Here is a 19,005-nt window from a genome sequence, read left to right as displayed (position 1 = left end):
CTTCGGTATCAGCGGCACCAACGCGCACCTCATCCTCGAACAGGCCCCCATCGAGGAGGAGCCGGACGCGGAGACGGCCGGTACCGAGCTTCCGCTGCTGCCGTTCGTCCTGTCCGGCAAGACGCCCGAAGCCCTCGCCGCACAGGCGCGCCGCCTGCTGGCGCACCTGGCCGCCGACCCCGTGCCCCGCATCCTCGACATCGCCTACTCCCTCGCGACGTCGCGGGCGCCCCTGGAACACCGCGCGATGTTCCTCGCCCACGACCGGGACACACTGGCACGGGAGGTGACGGCGCTCACCGCCGACGCCACCCGTGCCACCGTCGCCGCCGCCCCCGCCGGGACCGGTGCCGACGCGGTGTGGGTGTTCCCTGGGCAGGGTGCCCAGTGGGTGGGCATGGCGGCGGATCTGCTGGAGTGGCACCCGGTGTTCGCGCGGCGGATCGCGGAGTGCGAGGAGGCACTCGCGCCGGTCGTGGACTGGTCGCTGCGCGCGGTGCTGCGCGATGAGCCGGGGGCTCCCTCGCTGGAGCGGGTGGATGTGGTGCAGCCGGTGCTGTTCGCGGTCATGGTCTCCCTGGCCGAGGTGTGGCGGGCCAGTGGCGTGCGTCCGGCGGCGGTGGTGGGTCACTCCCAGGGTGAGATCGCCGCGGCCTGTGTGGCCGGGGCGCTCACGCTGGAGGATGCCGCGCGTGTGGTCGCACTGCGCAGTCAGGCCATTGTCTGCCTTGCGGGCAGCGGCGGCATGGTCTCTCTCGCCGTGCCCGAGGCGGAGGCCGCCGAGCTGATCGGCGCCTGGGCGGGCGCGGTGTCGGTGGCGTCGGTGAATGGTCCCACGGCGACGGTCGTCGCGGGGGACACCGGTGCGTTGGAGGAGTTGATGGCGCAGTGCGAGCGCCGCGAGGTGCGCGCTCGCCGCATTCCCGTGGACTACGCCTCCCACTCGGCTCATGTGGAGCCGCTGGAAGGCAGGTTGAGGGAGCTCCTGGCGGGCATACGGCCGTGTGCCGCGAGCATCCCCATGTATTCCACGGTCACCGGGGCGCAGCTCTCCGGCGAGGAACTCGACGCCGGCTACTGGTACACCAACCTCCGGCAGACCGTCCGCTTCGCCCCCGTCATCGACGCCCTCATCGGGCAGGGCCACGGCGCGTTCGTGGAGGTCAGCCCCCATCCGGTGCTCGCCGTGCCGATCGGCGAGAGCCTGGAGCAGGCCGGGGTCGCGGGCGTAGTCACGAGCACCCTCCACCGCAACGAGGACGGGTTCGCGCGCTTCCTGGCGTCGCTGTGCGCACTCCACGCCGCCCGCGTGCCCGTCGACTGGCAGCGGTTCTTCGAGAGCACCGGAGCCCGCAGGACCGAGCTGCCGACGTACGCCTTCCAGCGGAAGCGGTTCTGGCTGCGGCCGGGCGCCGCGGCGGCCTACGCAGGCGGCGCGGGCATGGAGGCGGCCGGGCACCCGCTGCTCGGCGCCGTGATGGAGATGGCGGGGCGGGACGAACTCGTCCTCACCGCCCGGCTGTCGCTCGGCACCCACCCCTGGCTGGGCGGCCACGCCGTGCACGGAGCGGCCGTGCTGCCGTTCGCCGTCGTGGCCGAGATCCTGCTGCACGCCGGCGCGCGCGTGGACTGCCCCTCGATCGACCACCTCACCGTCACAGGCGCCCCGGTCCTCACCGAGGACGGCGCGCTGGACCTCCAGGTCGTCGTCGGCGAACCGAAGGAGACCGGCCGTCGGCCGGTCACCGTCCACGGCAGGGACGCCGGGTCCGGGGTGGCATGGCAGCGGCTCGCCACGGCGCTCCTCGGCCCGCGGGCCGAGGAGCCGCCGGCGCATGGCGGCCAGTGGCCCCCGGCGGGCGCCGAGCCCCTCGCCGACGTCTACGACGAACTCGGCGGCCGCGGCTACGACTTGGGGGTGCTCTTCCAGGGCGTCACGGCGGCCTGGCGGCGCGGCGAGGAGCTGTTCGCCGAGGTCAGTCTCCCGGAGGAGTCCGCGGAGGAGACCGCGGGCTACGGCCTGCACCCGGCGCTGCTGGAGGCCGCCGTGCACCCCGCCGTCGCCGTGGGCGAGGAGGCGGGACCCCGTGTGCCCCGGCGGTGGACGGGAGTCCGGCTCCACTCCCAGGGCGCGGAGGCCCTGCGCGTACGCATCACCCCCGCGGGACCGGGAGAGGTGCGGCTGGCGCTGACCGACGAGTCGGACAGCCCTGTCGCCACCGTCGACGCGGTCGCGCTGGACGGCCTCGGCCACGCCGAGGTGTCCGGGGCCGCCCCCGCCCAGCGGGTGTTCGGCCTGCGGTGGACGGACGAGGCGTTGCCGCCCGCGGCGACGCGGCCGAGGTGGGGCGTGCTGGCCGGTGCGGCGGAGGACGCCGCATCCGGCACGGCGCCGGTCTTCCGCGAGGTGGAGGCGGCCGCGGCCGCCGTCGCCTCCGGGGAGCCGGTGGACGCCGTTCTGCTCCACCACCGCGGCGCGGCGGAGCTGCCCGTCCCGGAGGCGGCGCTCGCCGGAACGGCCCGCGTTCTCACGTCCGTTCAGCGATGGCTGCTGGAGGAGCGGCTCGGGAGCACACCGCTCGTCGTGGTGACGCACCGCGCGGTCGGGCCGGACGCCGACGACGCCGCTGCCGCACCCGTGTGGGGCCTGCTGCGCACCGCGCAGTCCGAGAACCCCGGCCGGATCCTGCTCCTCGACACCGATGAGGACGAGCCGTCCGCCGAGCTCCTCGCACAGGTGCTGGCCTCCGGCGAACCGCAGGTGGCCGTGCGCGGCGGCCGGACGCTGGTGCCCCGCCTGGCGGCCGCCGGCGCGGGGAGCGCGCCACGCTGGACCACGGAGGGAACCGTGCTCGTCACCGGAGGAACCGGGGCGCTCGGCCGCCGGATCGCCGCGCACCTGGTGTCCCACCACGGCGTCTCGCGGCTGCTCCTGGTGAGCCGGCGCGGGGGGCAGGCGCCCGGGGCCGATGCGATCTCGGCGGAGCTGTCCGCGCTGGGAGCGCACGTGACGCTCGCCGCGTGCGACGTCGCCGACGGCCGGGCCCTGGCCGAACTGCTGGCCGGGATACCGGTGGAGCATCCGCTGACCGCCGTGGTGCACGCGGCGGGACGGCTGGACGACAGCACCGTCACCGGGCTCACCACCGCCCAGCTCGACGCCGTCGCACACAGCCATGTGACCGGCACCTGGAACCTCCACGAGGCCACGAGGGAGCTGCCGTTGGACGCCTTCGTCCTCTTCTCCTCCGTGGCCGCCACGTTCGGCACCCCGGGCCGCGCCGCCTACGCCGCCGGCAACGCCTTCCTGGACGCGCTGGCCGGACACCGTCAGGCTCTGGGGCTGCCCGCGGCGTCCCTGGCGTGGGGGCTGTGGGACGTCGCCGACGGGCTCAACAGCGGGCTCGCGCAGTCGGAGCGGGAACGGTACGCGGCCGACGGCTTCCTGCCCGTCGGGGAGGAGGAAGGCCCCGCGCTGTTCGACGACGCGCTGGGCACGGACCTCGCGGTGCCGGTCGTCGTCCCGCTGGACCTGACGGCACTGCGCTCCTCGCGGCGGCTGCCCGCGGTGCTGCGCGGCCTCGTGCCCGTCCGGGAGCGGCGCCGCGGCAAGAATGCCGCCGAGCCGCTGCACAGGCGGCTCGCCGCCCTCGACCCCACCCAGCGGTACGACCTGGTGCTGGACCTCGTCCGCACCGAGGCGGCCGGAGTGCTGGGGTACGCGGGGCCGGGCGACGTGCCCAGCACGCGCACCTTCCAGGAGCTCGGCTTCGACTCCCTGACGGCCGTCGAACTGCGCAACCGGCTCTCCACCGCGAGCGGACTCCGCCTGCCGCCGACGCTCGTCTTCGACCACCCGACGCCGGAGGCGGCCGCGGGTCGGCTGCTGGAGGAGGCCGCGCCCGCCGCGGAGGCGTCCCTGCATCCGCTCCTTGCCGAACTCGACGCCCTGGAGCGGCGTTTGGCCGAGGCCACCGTCGACACGGACGTGCGGGCGGCGGTCCGGGACCGGCTGCGGGTCGTCCTGAGCAGCTGGACGGAGACCGACGGCCGGGACACCGCGACGGTCAGCGACATCGAGTCCGCGTCCGCTGACGAGCTCTTCGCCCTGATCGACGACCAGCTCGGCACGAGCACATGACGGGCGACCGCCGCCCCCGTTCTCGACCGGCCTCCCAAGGAGCACAGCCCCGATGACCAACTCACCCTCGTACAACGAAGAGAAGTACCTCGACTACCTCAAGCGGGTCAGCGCCGACCTCCAGCGGACGCGGCAGCGGCTGGCCGAGGTGGAGGAGCGCGCCGGCGAGCCCATCGCCGTCACGGGCATGGCCTGCCGCTACCCCGGCGGCGTGTCCTCGCCCGAGGACCTGTGGCGCCTGGTGACCGAAGAGACCGACGCCATCAGCGAGTTCCCCACGGATCGGGGCTGGTACCTGGAGGCCCTCTACGACCCCGAGCCGGGGCAGCGGGGCAAGAGCTACACCCGGCACGGCGGATTCCTCGACGACGCCGCCGGGTTCGACGCGGAGTTCTTCGGCATCTCCCCCCGGGAGGCGCTGGCCATGGACCCCCAGCAGCGGATCCTGCTGGAGACCGCCTGGGAGACGTTCGAACGCGCCGGCATCGACCCGGAGACCCTCCGGGGAACCCCGACCGGCGTGTTCGCGGGCTTCGCGGGCCAGAGCTACGTGGGCCTGGACGAGACGGCCGCCGAGACCGAGGGCTACCGCATGACCGGCGGGCTCGGCAGCGTGCTGTCGGGCCGGCTCGCCTACGTCTTCGGGCTGGAGGGCCCGGCCGTGACGGTGGACACCGCGTGCTCCTCGTCGCTGGTCGCGGTCCACCTGGCCTGCCAGTCGCTGCGCCAGGGCGAGACGAGCCTCGCCCTGGCGGGGGGAGTGACGGTCTCCGCGACGCCCGGCGGGTTCGTGGAGTTCTCCGCCCAGCGCGGGCTCTCGCCCGACGGGCGGTGCCGCTCCTTCGCCGGGGCGGCGGACGGCACCGGCTGGTCCGAGGGCGCGGGACTGCTGCTGCTGGAACGGCTCTCCGACGCGCGGCGCCACGGCAGGCGGATCCTGGCCGTCATTCGCGGCTCGGCGACCAACCAGGACGGCGCCTCCAACGGGCTGGCGGCGCCCAACGGCCCGTCCCAGCAGCGGGTGATCAGGGACACCCTGACCCGCGCCGGGCTCCGTCCCTCCGACGTCGACCTCGTGGAGGCCCACGGCACGGGTACCCGCCTCGGCGACCCGATCGAGGCCCAGGCGCTGCTCGCCACCTACGGCCAGGACCGCGCCGGGGAGCCGCTCCGCCTCGGCTCTCTGAAGTCGAACATCGGCCACACCGCTGCGGCCGCCGGGGTCGGCGGCGTCATCAAGACGGTGATGGCGCTCCGGAACGGCCTGATGCCGCGCACGCTGCACGTGGACGAGCCGACGCCGCTGGTGGACTGGTCGGCGGGCGAGGTCGAACTGCTCACCGAGGCGCGGCCCTGGACGCGCGGGGACCGGCCGCGGCGCGGCGCGGTGTCGTCGTTCGGCATCAGCGGCACCAACGCCCACGTGATCCTCGAGGAGGAGCCGGAGCCGGAGCCGGAGCAGGCCCCGGAGGAGGAGGCCGCGGCGGGCGGGCCGGAGCGCCGGCCTGTGCTGCTGCCCTGGCCGGTGTCGGCGAAGAGCCCCGAGGCGCTCCGCGCTCAGGCCGGCCGGCTGCTGGAGTGGACGGAACGTGAGGACGCCGACCCGGCGGACGTCGCCCTCTCCCTCGCCGCCACCCGCGCGGGGCTCGGCCACCGCGCCGTCGTCCTGGGCGCGGACGGGGAGGAGCTGCGGCGCGGCCTCCGGGCGCTGGCGGAGGGCGGGGAACTGCCCTCCGTCGTCCGGAACGTGACGGGGACGTCCAGCAGAACCGCTTTCCTCTTCACCGGCCAGGGCGCGCAGCGCGCCGGGATGGGCCGGGAGCTGTACGAGGAGTACCCCCCCTTCGCCGCGGCGTTCGACGAGATCTGCCGCCACCTGGACGGGCCGCTGGGGCGGCCGCTGAAGGAGGTCATGTTCTCCGACAGCCGGGAGCTGGTGGACCGGACGGAGTTCACGCAGCCCGCGCTGTTCGCCTTCGAAGTGGCCCTGTTCCGGCTGCTGGAGCACTGGGGGGTCCGCCCGGCGCTGCTGGCCGGGCACTCCATCGGGGAGCTCGCGGCGGCCCACGTCGCCGGGGTGCTCAGCCTGCCCGACGCGGTGGCGCTGGTGGTCGCCCGGGGCCGGCTTATGCAGTCGCTGCCCGACGGCGCGATGGTCTCGGTGCTGGCCCCCGAATCCGCGGTCGCACCGCTCCTTGAGGGGCGGGAGGACGAGTTGGGCGTCGCCGCGGTCAACAGCCCTGGCTCCGTAGTGATCTCCGGTACGGAGGAAGCGGTGACGGTGGTTGCCGGAATCCTCCGGGAGCAAGGGCACACGACGCGGCGGCTGCGCGTCACCCGCGCGTTCCACTCTCCTCTGGTGGACGCGGTGCTCGACGACTTTCGCACGGTCGCCGAAGGGCTCAGCTACAGCCCGCCCCGCATCCCGCTGGTCTCCGGAGTGACGGGTGCCGTGGCGGAGCCGGGGACTGTGGACAGCCCCGAGTACTGGGTACGCCATGTCCGGGACAGGGTGCGCTTCGCCGACGCCGTCGGCACCCTCGCCGAGCGCGGCGCCGGCGTCTTCGTCGAGCTCGGCCCCGACGCGATGCTGACCGCGCTGGTCGCCGAGACGCTTGAGGCGCCGGCCGCGGTCCCGCTCTCGCGGCGCGAGCGGCCCGAGCCGGGAACGCTGGTTGCCGCGCTGACCCAGCTCCACTGCCAGGGCGTTCCCGTCGGCTGGAAGCGGTACCTGGAGGACGCCGGTGCCCGCCTCGTCGACCTGCCCACGTACGCCTTCCAGCGCAAGCGGTACTGGCTGGCGCCGCGCCCCAAGGCCGCGCCCGGCACGGCGGGGGCCGGGCATCCCGTCCTCGACACCGTGACCGACGTCGCGGGCACCGACCAGGTGCTGTTCACCGGGCGTCTCGCCCGGCACACCCACCCTTGGCTCGCGGAGCGGATCGACGCGGGTGATCCCCTCCTGCCTCCGGCGCTCTTCGTCGAGCTGGCCATCGCGGCAGGCGACGCCGTCGACTGCGACTTCCTGGACACCCTGGCCATCCACGACGTCCCCCGGCTCCCCGCGTCCGGGGCCTGCCGGATCCAGGTGGTCGCCGACCGCGCGGAGCGTGCCCACGGGCAGAGCGTCCGCATCCACGTGGGCCCGGACCGCGCGGACGCGCCGTGGACGCTGATCGCCACCGGACGGGCCGGACTGCGCGCCCCCGAGCCGGAGTTCGACTTCGGCACGTGGCTGCCCGAGACCGCTGAACCCCTCGGCACCGGGGTCTGGCGCGACGGCGACGCGGTGCTGGCCGAGGTCGCCCTCCCTGAGGAGGACACCGCGGACAGCACGGGCCCGGTCTTCGGCCTCCGCCCGCAGCTGTTGGACGCCGCCCTGCACGCGGTGCTGCGGCCGCTCGGGAGCGGCCCGGCCTCGGCCCTCGGCTGGAAGGGCGTACGGCTGCACGCGGCGGGCGCCACCGCGCTGCGCGTACGCCTCACGCCCCTGGGCGACGGAAGGTACGGCCTCCGGATCGCCGACCAGTACGGGCGGCCGGTGGCCTCGGTGGAGTCGATGAGTCTCCAAGAACCGGAGCGGCAGCCCACCGCCGCCACCGGCGGGCTGTTCTCCGTCGGCTGGAAGCCCCTGGCCCTGCTGTGGCCCAACACGCCCCTGGAGTGGGGAGTGTTGGGCGAGGAAGGGTACGCCGATGTGGCCGACGTGACCGCCCGGGTCCGGGCCGGCGAGCGCATCGACGCGGTGATCGTGCCGTGCGTCTCCGACGCCGGGGTGCTGGAGTCGACCCACGCCCACGCCGCCCGGCTGCTCCTCCTGCTCCAGGAGTGGCTCGCCGAGGAGGCGCTCTCCTCGGTGCGGCTCGTCGTACTGACCCGCGACGCCGTGGAGACCGGCCGCAACGAGCTGACGGACGTGGCGTCGGCGGCGCTGTGGGGCCTGGTCCGCTCGGCCCAGGCCGAGCACCCCGGCAGGCTCGCGCTCGTCGACCTGGACGCGCTCGAGGCGTCGGCCGATCTGTTGCCGATGGCCCTGGCCTCGGGGGAGCCGCAGCTGGTACTGCGCGGCGGCAGGGGCCTGGTGCCCCGGCTGGCCCGGGCCGATCTGTGCACCTCCGCCATCGAGTGCGACCCCGAGGGGACGGTGCTCGTCACCGGCGGAACCGGCGCGCTGGGCGGGCTGTTCGCCAAGCACCTGGTGACCCGGCACCGCGTGGCGCGGGTCCTGCTGGCCAGCCGGCGCGGCGCGTCGGCCCCGGGCGCAGAATGCCTGGGCGCGGAATTGGAGGCGCTGGGGGCCGAGGTGGAGATCGCCGCCTGCGACGTCTCCGACCGCGAGGCCGTCGCAGAACTGCTGGCGGGCATCCCGGCGGAGCGCCCCCTGACGGCGGTGGTGCACACCGCTGGCGTCCTCGACGACGGCGTCGTCACCGGCCTGACGCCTCAGCGCGTGCGGACCGTCCTCCAGGGGAAAGTGGACTCCGCCTGGCACCTGCACGAACTCACCAAGAACCACAGGCTGTCGGCGTTCGTCCTGTTCTCCTCCATCGCCGGAACCTTCCACTCGCCCGGACAGGGCAGCTATGCGATGGCCAACGCGTTCCTCGACGCGCTGGCCGAGCACCGAGCGGCACAAGGCATGCCGGCGACCTCCATCGCCTGGGGACGCTGGGAGGGCGTCGGCGGCATGGGCGCCGACCTGGGCTCCTCCGAGCTGAACAGGGCGGCCAGGGCCGGGCACCTCCCCCTCCACCCGGACGAGGGGCTGCGGCTGTTCGACGAGGCCATCGCCCTCAACGGCGCGGCAGTCGTCGCGACGGGCCTGGACCTATCCGCCGTGCGCGCTTCGGGCCCCGTGCCCCCGATCCTGCGCAGGCTGTGCCCCGCAGCGGATCGTCCGCGGTCGGGCGACGCCCCGCCCGAGGACGCCGGGTCGCTGGCCGACAGCCTGTCCGCGCTGCCCGCCCAGGAGCGGCACCAGGCCCTTCTGGAGCGGCTGCGCACGGAGACGGCGACGGTGCTCGGCATGGCCGCGCCCGAATCGGTCAGCGAGAACCGGCCGTTCACGGAGCTCGGCTTCGACTCGCTGACGGCGGTGGAGTTCCGCAACCGCCTCACCTCCCTCACGGGCCTGCGGCTCGGCTCCACCCTGGTCTTCGATCACGACACCCTGGACGCGCTCACCTCCCACCTGCTCGGCGAGCTGTTCGGCGCCGGGGAGGGCGGATCCGAGGGGAACGGCACCGACTTCGAGGCCGAGGCACGCCTAGCCGAGGGCGAGGACGCCTGGCTCCGGCGGTTCCGCCGCAGCAGCGATCTCGCCGCGGACGCGCCGAGGCTGCTCTGCTTCCCGCACGCGGGCGGGTCGGCGAGCACCTTCTTCCAGCTCGCGGCCCAACTCGCCCCGGACGTGGAGGTGGTGGCGGTCCAGTACCCGGGACGCCAGGACCGGAGGTCGGAGGCGGCGGCGACGGACATCGGCGTCCTCGCCGACCGCATCGCCGGCGTCCTCGCACGGGACACGGCGCGCCCCTGGGCGTTCTTCGGGCACAGCATGGGCGCCGTGGTGGCGTACGAGACGGCCCTCCGGCTCACCGCGCAGGGGCTCCCGCCTCGGATCCTGTTCGCGTCGGCCCGCTCCGCGCCCTCGCTCGTACCCTCCGAGGGGGTGCACGGGCTGAGCGACGACGACCTGCTGGCAGTCGTCGAGAAGCTGGGCGGCACGAGCCCGGAACTGATGCAGGACGCGGAGGTGCGGCGCATGCTACTCCCCGTCGTCCGCGCGGACTACCGGTTGATCGAGAGCTACCGCTGCCCGGCGGACGCCGCGGTCCTCACCTGCCCCGTCGTGGCCCTCACCGGGGACGCCGACCCCATGACCACGGTCGACGACGCCCGAGCGTGGCGCGGGCACACCTCAGCGGACTTCGATCTGAGGGTCTTCCCCGGCGGGCACTTCTACCTCACGCAGCAGCTCTCGGCCGTGGCCGACGCCGTCACCCAGCACCTGGGCGCCGTCGTCCGACAGCCGTGATCCGGGAGGACTTCGTGGACACCCCGACCGGCCTGCGCCACCGGAGCAGCTCCGGCAGCTCGACTTCCTCCTCGGCCCGCACCTGTGCATCGGCGAGGCCCGGGAGGAGGGCGTCGACTCCTTCGAGATGCTCTCGACCGGCACCCTCATGCTCCAGGGGCACTGCCTGGTGCTGGACCTGGTGCTGCCGGGCACCTTCGGGCGGTGGATGTTCGGGTGAACCCTGGCGGAGGGGCACTTCGTCAGCTACTACCTGGCGGCGGACGGCAGCCACGGAACTGCCACTTCACCGGGGCTCAAGGAGAACTGCCAACTCGAGTTCAGGGGCCGATACGCCGACACCGACAACGGCGGCCACGTGGTGAAGCGCGATGTGTTCACCCTCTACGACGACGAGTTCCTCGACGCCGATAGGCGGATCGCCTCCGCATCTGCTGGGCGCGGTGTGTTCTCCTCGGCTGGGGCACCGGATCGGGGCCGTGGCCGCAGCATGCGGCGGGGCATGCTGCTTTCGCCGAGTCGAAGATCTGCGGGCAGCGGCAACTGCCCCGCCCAGCGCAGCAGCCGGTGCAGGGCGGTGGGTTCGGTGTGCATGTAGTACGTCTGCCGACCCCACGAGGCGTCCCGGTCGGTTCGGGTCTGACGGGCGAGGATTCCGTGCAGACGGTCGGCGTTCAAGGGGTGCTGGGGTTCAGCGGTGACGGCGATGACTGCTTCCAGGAGCTCGTCACCTTGGCCGTGCGTGTCGGCGGCTTCCCGGAGCAGGGTGACGGTCCGGTCGGTGATGCTGTGTGCGCTGCGCATCGGAATGGTGCTGACGATGCTGCGCGCCATGGCCGCCTGCCGGCGCTTGGCCTCACGGTCGTCTCTTGCGCCCGTGGCGGTCACCAGGTGAGGATGTCGGCCAGTTCCCCAGGACGTCTGCTCCAGCCAGGCGCGCAGCCGGGACTCGCCGGGTAGCGCTGCGTCCGGTGGGATGTGGTCCAACTCGTGACGGTACAGGTCCATGACGGCGCGGACCACGCGGTCGTCGCCGAATGCCTGGTAGGTGAGGGGCCACGAAGTTTCCGGACAGGTACCCAATAGGGTTGTCCTGAGCGAGGAAACGAGGAAGAAGTGGCGCCACCCAGTAAGTACTCGCCGGAGTTCCGCGAGGAAGCCGTCCAGATCGCGTTGAGGTCCAGCAAGACGGTCTCCGAAGTCGCCCGGGAGCTTGAGCTGAACTCGGAGACGCTACGCGGCTGGGTGAAGAAGTACCAGAAGCAGCAGGAACCGGCCCCCGATGCGGAACTGACGGTGAACGAGCGGGCACGCCTGAAGGAACTCGAACGACGCAACCGCGAGCTGGAGATGGAAGTTACCTTCCTGAAAAAAGGTGTGCCACGAACGCGGAGGCTGCTTGCGGTAGTTGAGTAACTGAACGCGGTGCTGCACGAGAGATGAAGGACTTTCGGCCCTTCGGAGTCGCCCTGCGGGGGGAGGCTTCAAACCGCGTGTCACGAACGTAGAGGGGAGTTCAGGTAGGAGGAGCTTCTTGATGCGGTGCTGTGCGAGAGATGAAGGATGGTTGGCCCTTCGGTGCCGTCCTGCGGGGGATGGTGCCAAACCGCCACATGCTGCGTTGGTTGACGATCGTCGTGGTGAGCGATGTGGAAAAGGCGGCGGTAGAGCCGTCAGGTAGGGATCAGGAAGACGAACCCAAGTGAATCGCTGCTGAAGTGTCGTTAGAAGATAGATGACATCAGAACCGGAGATTTGTGGTTGCTCCGGGATAAGTCTGGCGGGAGTCCCGTCTACTGGCCAGGCGGTGTCCGGCACGGAGGCGACGTGAGCCTGATCTGCGGCTTTCGCATGGAACGTGAGAAGGCATGCCCAGATAATGCCGCTTGAGTAATAAGGGTGGCGAGAGGGAGTGGCCCAAGCGGAAGAACCGTGAGGGCTTGAGTACCGACGCGGGGCGTGCTGGCGGACCGGCTCGTAGTAGTGAGGAACCCTTTGTAATGAAGGGGGAGCGAAGGGGTCGGGTCATTCGTGACTGATTGTTCGTTCGGTCAACCGGAAGTTCTCCGGGAGGAGCTGGGTGGACCAGTTGAAATCATCCGACAAGCCGTTTGAGATCTCGAAGTGGGAGGTTCAGGAGGCGTACGAGAAGGTCAAGGCAAACAAAGCTGCGCCAGGGGTGGACGGGCGTTCCATCGAGGACTTCGAGAAGGATCTGAAGAACAATCTCTATCGGATCTGGAATCGCCTGTCCTCGGGGAGTTACTTTCCCCCTCCGGTGAAGGGTGTGGAGATCCCGAAGTCGCATGGGGGCAGGGTTCGTTTGCTCGGTGTTCCTACCGTGGCGGACCGAATCGCTCAAACGGTTGTGGCCCGGCGTCTTGAAGAAAAGGTCGAACCGATCTTCCATCAGGACTCCTACGGCTACCGTCCTGGGCGGTCCGCGTTGGACGCGGTCGCGGCATGCCGAAAACGCTGTTGGAAGTACGGCTGGGTGATCGATTTGGACATCCAGAAGTTCTTTGACAGCGTGCCATGGGACCTTGTCATCAAAGCGGTTCAGGCCCACACCGATCTTCCCTGGGTAGTGCTGTATGTGCGGCGGTGGCTTGAGGCGCCGTTGCAACTGCCCGACGGGACCTTGCAGCAGCGTGATCGGGGAACCCCGCAGGGATCTGCGATCACGCCCCCAACGCAATGGGCAACTTCTGCTTCGAGGTGACGCTCGGCTACCGCCGACTGGAACTCCTTCTCCGCACGGAGGGTAAGGGGCGTCACAATGGGTAGTAGGTTTGTGACATGGTGCGTGACCGTGTCGATAGCGTCGAGTACGCCCGGCGGGTCAACGCCGCCGCGGATCTGGCCGCAGCGGGTGTGCCCGTGGCCGCAGCCGCCCGCACGTTGGCGAGTACGTACAGGGTGTCGGTGCGTCAGGCACGCCGGTATCTGGAGCAGGCCATGGCCGCTGGACATCTCGAAGTCCCCGAGTCGAGCGTGGTGTTCACCGTCAAGCTGCCGGAATCTCTGGCAGGACGGATCCGCGCCCGTGCCCACGAGAGCGACCGGGCGATCTCCGCGGTGGTGGCCCAGGCCCTGGCCGAGTTCCTGCAGCGGGATGCCCCGGAGGGCCGGCCGGGCAGGTGAGCGACCGGCCGGTTCAGGTGGAGGCGGTCTTCGACCGCCATGCGGCGGCGGACCTGGCCGCGGCCTACGCGGTGTTGGTTCCGCAGCGGCGAGCCCGGATACCGGATCGCCTTCAGCAGGCAGGAGTGAGCGATGACAACCAGTGTGGCGATCTACGCCCGGGTGTCCTCGGCCCGGCAGAAGAAGGACCAGACGATCGGCTCGCAGACCGCGGCCCTGCGCGCGCACGCCGCCGAGAAGCGTCTTGAGCTGCCCGAGGAGTGGGTGTTCGAGGACGAGGGCCACTCCGGGGCGACCCTGGTGCGGCCCGTACTGGAGCGACTGCGCGACCTGGTCGCCCAGGTCGGCGTGGATGTGGTGCTGTGTTACGCACCCGACCGACTCGCCCGCAAGTTCGCCTACCAGGCTCTGCTGATCGAGGAGTTCGCCCACGCCGGCACCCGGGTGGAGTTCGTACGCGGCCCGCGTGGTGACAGCCCCGAGGACCAGCTGATGGTCCAGTTCCAGGGCATGTTCGCCGAGTACGAGAAGGCCCAGCTGATGGAGCGCTACCGGCGCGGGAAGACCTACCGGGCCCGTACGGGGTCGGTCAATGTGCTGGGCGGCGCCCCGTTCGGCTACCGCTACCTGCGCAAAACCCCCGGATGCGGGGCCACCTACGAGATCGTCGAGTCCGAGGCGGCGCTGGTGGTCGAGCTGTTTCGCCGCTACACCGACGACGGAGCCTCCATCGCGGACCTGACCCGCTGGCTCACCGACAGCGGCACCCCCACCCGCACCGGCAAGACCCACTGGGACCGCAGCGTGGTCTGGAGCATGCTCCGCAACCCCGCCTATAAAGGCCAGGCCGCCTTCGGCAAGACCCAGATCCTGACAGCCCAGGGCGCTGGGGTTCGGCAGATCGCCCGCCGGCTCGGCCGCGACCCGGCGACCATCTCGCGGGAGTTGCGGCGCAACGCGGCCACTCGGGGCGGGAAGCTCGAGTACCGGGCTTCGGTAGCGCAGTGGAAGGCGGAGCTTATGACGCGACGCCCCAAGACCGCGAAGCTTGCCGCCAACGAACGGCTCCGCGAGTACGTCCAAGAGCGGCTCTCCGGCCAGGTCCGCCGGCCCAGCGGGACGCCAGTGGCGGGACCTGAGACCGCACCGTGGAAGGGCCGTAACAAGCCGCGACGCGAAGACCGCAGGTGGGCCACGGCATGGAGCCCGGAGCAGATCTCGAACCGGCTGAAGTTCGACTTCCCCGATGATGAGTCCATGCGTATCTCGCACGAGGCGATCTACCAGGCCCTCTACATCCAAGGGCGCGGCGCGCTCAAGCGCGAGCTGGTCGCCTGCCTGCGTACCGGGCGTGCCCTACGGGTCCCGCGAGCACGCTCCCGGCAACGCGCCAACGGTCACGTGACGCCCGAGGTGATGATCAGCGAGCGGCCTGCCGAGGCAGAGGACCGCGCGGTGCCGGGCCACTGGGAGGGCGACCTCATCATCGGCACCGGCCGGTCCGCGATCGGCACCCTCGTGGAACGCACCACGCGGTTCACCATGCTGCTGCACCTGCCGCGGATGGACGGCTACGGTGTCGAGCCACGGGTCAAGAACGGCCCGGCCCTGGCCGGCCGCGGCGCCGAGGCCGTGAAAGACGCGATCGCCACCACGATCACCACGCTGCCCGAGCAACTGCGCCGCTCGCTGACCTGGGACCGCGGCAAGGAGCTGGCCCAGCACGCCCAACTCCGTGTCGACACCGGCCTCGCGGTCTACTTCGCCGACCCGCACAGCCCCTGGCAACGGGGCACCAACGAGAACACCAACGGACTCCTGCGCCAGTACTTTCCAAAGGGCACAGACCTGTCGCGATGGGAAGCCGGTGAGCTCGAAGCCGTCGCTCTCGCACTCAACAACAGGCCCCGCAAGACCCTCGGTTGGAAGACACCTGCCGAAGCCCTCAACGAACATCTACTATCGGTCCAGGAAGCCGGTGTTGCGTCGACCGGTTGAGTCCGGGCAGTACACCTCTCGCGAATTCGCCGATCTGTGCGGCGAGTTGGGCGTCACCCAGTCCATGGGCGCGGTCGGCACCTCCGCCGACAACGCCGCCTGCGAGAGTTTCCACGCCACCCTCAAACGGGAGACCCTGCGCGGCGCCCACCACTACCCGGGAGCGGAACTCTGCCGACGCACCGTCTTCCGGTGGCTCACCCGCTACAACACCCGCCGCAGGCACTCCGCCAACGGACACCTCAGCCCCGTCGACTACGAACACCAGCACCAGCAGGAGTCCGATAAGCTCACGCTGGCCGCATAACCACCCGAACGCGTGTCCACTTTCGCGGGGGAAGGCCCGAGTGCTACGGGCGCACCACCTGACCAACGGCGACATCGTCATGTGCGCGGTGGATGAGCGCAGCGCCGAGGACCCCGAGGGTGACCGCTTCCGCGGCGAACTATGGGTGCTCCAGCGGCCCTTGGGTACACGCGGCCCGGTCCGTCTCGGCGAGAGTTGCTGGGAGGGCGTCGCGGTGTCCAAGCAACCTGGTTCCACCCGCATCGCGTGGAACCAGTCGACCATTGACTTCACCAGCCCGGACGTGATCGTCGACGCCCTGTTCGGCAAGTCGAAGATTCTGACGGGCCGGATCGTCTACCGCAACGGCATGCCAGAGATCGCCGACCGGCGGGTTGCCCTCGACGAGCGCGATGTCTCCCTGGCCACGCCGGCCGTCGAGGCTCAGGACTTCCGGTCCCTGCCCGATGGCGACGCCGACCCGGACGACGAACTGATCTTCTCCGCCTACTTCCACAAGGGCGGACAGGCCATGGGCGTCAACCTCAGCACCGGCAGCGTCAAGGATTACGCGCCGACCTCGCTGTTCTACGAGGAAGCCGAAGGCACGGACCCGGCCGGCCGCTACACGATGGTCGAGCGAGACCTCGCCTTCGTCCTGTTCCCCGGCATGGTCGACATCTGGCGCCTCTCGCTGGACGGCTCCGGGACGTTCGAGCGGATGACCACGTTCAACCACTACAAGGGCTTCGGGGCCAACAATCCGGTCGTATCGCCCGACGGCACGCGCATGGCCTTCGGTCTCAAAATCGAGGGCGGCGCGGAGGGCGAGGGCGACGGCATCCTCCTGATGGACCTCCGCACGTGAGTTGGTTCGTCCCGACGGCCGACGGCGGCCGTCGGGACGGCCTTGCCGGCTCCTGTATGGGCGGGTTGCCCCCGGGCTGCGCCACTGAATCGTTTATAGCGGTGGCTGCTGAGTGCGTTGGAGTCCGCGGCCTCGCGGTCGCAGTCCCACGGAAGCGGGCAAGGGCTCAGCGCGTCCCCGATCGCCACCGAGGAGCGTGGGTTAAAGCGTTTGCGTGGTCGCTGGAACTTGGGACCGGATCGCCGCGCGATCATCACCTGGGTCGACAACGAAGACGACCGTAGCGCTTGACACGATCACGTCATCGGCAGTAGTAAACGTTTCAACACGTCTTAGACAACGGCGCCAATGCCTGAGCACTCCCATCTCTCTCCCGGTCGGCGCCGCACTCCGCGGCGAAGATCGCCCCTCACCACACCGGCGGGCTGGGCCGTGCCGACGAAATCATGACCGACGGTGATCACCTGCCCTGTCCCTGCACGGGAGGATCTATGAAACGTTCCATCAGGATCTCGATGGCGGTCAGGCAACCCGCTGTGGGAACCACGAAGTTCGTCACCCGTGCCCTCCTGGTCTCGGCGGTCACGGCCGGCTCCGTCACGATGGTTCCCAGCTCGACGTCCGCGAGTGATGCGGCGGCCGGGAACACCTACTACGTCGCTCCGAACGGGAGTGACAGCGCAGCGGGTACGCAGGCCGCTCCGTGGCGGTCGATCGCCCGTGCGCAGGCTGTCGCCACGGCGGGTGACACGGTCTACTTCCGGGGCGGCACCTACGCCTATACCCGCGCCAACAGCGCCTGTTCGAGCCAGACCGCCAGAGTCGACGCGATCACCCTGAACAAGAGCGGCAGCTCCGGCAACCCGATCCGGTACTGGGCCTATCCGGGCGAGAAACCGGTCTTCGACTTCTCGCGGATGACGGACAACTGCCGTATCAAGGGCTTCTCCGTCACCGGCAGCTGGATACATCTCAAAGGACTGGACGTCACCGGCGTTCCGCAGAACAACACCCGGAATGCCGAGTCCTGGGGGATCTGGGTCTCCGGCAGCAACGGCGTCTTCGAGCAGATCAATACCCACCACCACATGGGAACCGGCCTGTTCGTCAACGGCGGGGCAGGCAACCTCGTCCTCAACTCGGACTCGCACGACAACTACGATCTGCGCAGCAATGACGGGCCCGGTGAGAACGCCGACGGGTTCGGTTCGCATTACACGCCGGCCGGCCGGGCCGCGAACGTGTTCCGGGGTTGCCGCGCGTGGTGGAACGCCGATGACGGGTTCGACCTCATCTCCACCTACTCGCCCGTGATCATCGAGCACTCGTGGGCCTGGCGCAACGGGTACGTGCCGGGGACGACGACGCCGTCCGGCAACGGAGCCGGCTTCAAGTCGGGCGGCTACGGGGGCGACTACGAGGCGAACGTGCCGAAGCACACCGTCCGCTTCTCGGTGGCGTTCCTCAACAAGGCGGCCGGCTTCTACGCCAACCACCACCCGGTGGCCAACGACTTCTTCAACAACACCGGCTACGGAAACCACCCCAACTTCAACATGCGTGGCGTCGACTCGAGCGGCGCCGCCGTCGGCCGGGGCAATCTGCGCAACAACATCGCCTACACCGGAACGCCAACGTCGAACATGAGCGGCACGAACGCCGCGTACAACACCTGGAACCTCGGCGTCCCCTTGTCGGACTCCGAGTTCCAGAGTGTGTCGACGTCCGGCTGGGACGCGCCCCGCCAGACCGACGGGAGCCTGCCGCTGCTGTCCCACCTCCGGCTCGCGGCGAACAGTGCCCTGATCGACAGGGGCACCAATGTGGGACTGCCCTTCAGCGGAAGTGCGCCGGATCTCGGCGCCTTTGAGAATGATGGAAGGTGACATCTTGAGGCACAGATCGCGTGCTGTCTCGAAGTACTGGAAGTGGGCCGCCGCCGCGGTGTTATCCATGGCGCTGGCGGCCCCGGTGTCGGCGAGTACCGCTGCGGCGGAGGCACCGGTAATGGAAAAACTGACGGCGCAGGCGCCGGAAAAGGAGGTCCAGGACCGGCGTGCCGCTGCCGCACCGGCGAAGGAGCGCGGCCTGAAGCACATCGTGTCCGAGTACCAGACCCGGACTCCGTCGAAGTACACGGCCCGCTCCTGGAAACCCTTCGCCAAGGCGTTGCGGACCGCGGCCGCGGTAGCCGACGACACATCTGCCGGCAAGTCGGAAGTCGCCGACGCGAAGACAGCCCTGATGACCGCCGCCGGCGATCTGAAGGCCGCTGACGAAGGCACGTTCCAGACCATCACGAACAACACCTTCTGGAACGACACCGACGGCAACCCGATCTATTCGCAGGGCGGCGGCGTCTTCAAGTTCGGCGACACCTACTACTGGTACGGCGTCCACTACCGGGGCGCCGAACTCTACCGGGCCAATCCGACGAGGAAGTACGACGGCGACGTCAGCTTCGTGTCGATCCCCGTGTACTCGTCCAAGGACCTGGTGAACTGGAAGTTCGAGAACCGGGTCGCGACGCGCTC

At 70.7% G+C, this 19,005-nt stretch carries 9 protein-coding genes and 3 pseudogenes; 11 read left to right on the top strand and 1 reads right to left on the bottom strand.

The window, feature by feature from the left end:
• Together F3T56_RS43365 and F3T56_RS43360 are read left to right on the top strand one after the other, a co-directional pair.
• On the top strand, positions 1 to 4,141 hold a 4,141-nt coding region (locus F3T56_RS43365), incomplete at its 5' end, for a type I polyketide synthase (RefSeq protein ID WP_149830975.1).
• A 52-nt stretch (positions 4,142 to 4,193) separates the two neighbouring features.
• Complete coding sequence (locus F3T56_RS43360; protein WP_149830974.1) at positions 4,194 to 10,175, top strand: type I polyketide synthase; 5,982 nt, start codon at positions 4,194 to 4,196, stop codon at positions 10,173 to 10,175.
• A gap of 384 nt (positions 10,176 to 10,559) precedes the next feature.
• Here F3T56_RS43360 and F3T56_RS43355 read toward each other — a convergent pair whose 3' ends face one another.
• Positions 10,560 to 11,258, bottom strand: coding sequence for a hypothetical protein (locus F3T56_RS43355; RefSeq protein WP_172639444.1), 699 nt, complete (start codon positions 11,256 to 11,258; stop codon positions 10,560 to 10,562).
• 33 nt (positions 11,259 to 11,291) lie between these two features.
• Between F3T56_RS43355 and F3T56_RS43345 the strand changes: the two genes are divergently transcribed.
• The 9 genes and pseudogenes from F3T56_RS43345 to F3T56_RS43305 form a co-directional block, all read left to right on the top strand.
• Complete coding sequence (locus tag F3T56_RS43345; protein WP_149830972.1) at positions 11,292 to 11,591, top strand: transposase; 300 nt, start codon at positions 11,292 to 11,294, stop codon at positions 11,589 to 11,591.
• A 664-nt stretch (positions 11,592 to 12,255) separates the two neighbouring features.
• Positions 12,256 to 12,897 (top strand): reverse transcriptase domain-containing protein, encoded by a 642-nt coding sequence (locus tag F3T56_RS43335; protein WP_149830971.1) that lies wholly within the window; start codon positions 12,256 to 12,258, stop codon positions 12,895 to 12,897.
• A gap of 77 nt (positions 12,898 to 12,974) precedes the next feature.
• Positions 12,975 to 13,319, top strand: a complete 345-nt coding sequence (locus tag F3T56_RS43330; protein WP_149830970.1) for a hypothetical protein — start codon at positions 12,975 to 12,977, stop codon at positions 13,317 to 13,319.
• Between the two features lie 132 nt (positions 13,320 to 13,451).
• Positions 13,452 to 13,892 (top strand): annotated as a pseudogene (locus F3T56_RS50385) (recombinase family protein); the annotation flags it as partial.
• A gap of 21 nt (positions 13,893 to 13,913) precedes the next feature.
• Entirely contained in the window at positions 13,914 to 15,317 is a 1,404-nt protein-coding gene (locus F3T56_RS48975; protein ID WP_425473743.1) for an IS30 family transposase, read from the top strand.
• 10 nt (positions 15,318 to 15,327) lie between these two features.
• Positions 15,328 to 15,624: pseudogene (locus F3T56_RS43320) on the top strand (transposase); the annotation flags it as partial.
• A gap of 40 nt (positions 15,625 to 15,664) precedes the next feature.
• Positions 15,665 to 16,471 (top strand): TolB-like translocation protein, encoded by an 807-nt coding sequence (locus tag F3T56_RS43315; RefSeq protein ID WP_149830967.1) that lies wholly within the window; start codon positions 15,665 to 15,667, stop codon positions 16,469 to 16,471.
• A gap of 491 nt (positions 16,472 to 16,962) precedes the next feature.
• Positions 16,963 to 18,357 (top strand): right-handed parallel beta-helix repeat-containing protein, encoded by a 1,395-nt coding sequence (locus F3T56_RS43310; RefSeq protein WP_246204659.1) that lies wholly within the window; start codon positions 16,963 to 16,965, stop codon positions 18,355 to 18,357.
• 121 nt (positions 18,358 to 18,478) lie between these two features.
• Positions 18,479 to 19,005 (top strand): annotated as a pseudogene (locus tag F3T56_RS43305) (family 43 glycosylhydrolase); the annotation flags it as partial.

Source organism: Streptomyces tailanensis (assembly GCF_008386495.1).
Classification (GTDB): Bacteria; Actinomycetota; Actinomycetes; order Streptomycetales; family Streptomycetaceae; genus Streptomyces; species Streptomyces tailanensis.
Note: the sequence above shows the minus strand (reverse complement) of the source record. Positions and strands in the feature narration are given on the sequence as shown.

Excerpts from the sequence above, each read along its gene's own strand:
- F3T56_RS43360 (WP_149830974.1), top strand. The coding sequence starts at position 4,194 with ATGACCAACTCACCCTCGTACAACGAAGAGAAGTACCTCGACTACCTC.
- F3T56_RS43330 (WP_149830970.1), top strand. The coding sequence starts at position 12,975 with ATGGTGCGTGACCGTGTCGATAGCGTCGAGTACGCCCGGCGGGTCAAC.
- F3T56_RS43310 (WP_246204659.1), top strand. The coding sequence starts at position 16,963 with ATGAAACGTTCCATCAGGATCTCGATGGCGGTCAGGCAACCCGCTGTG.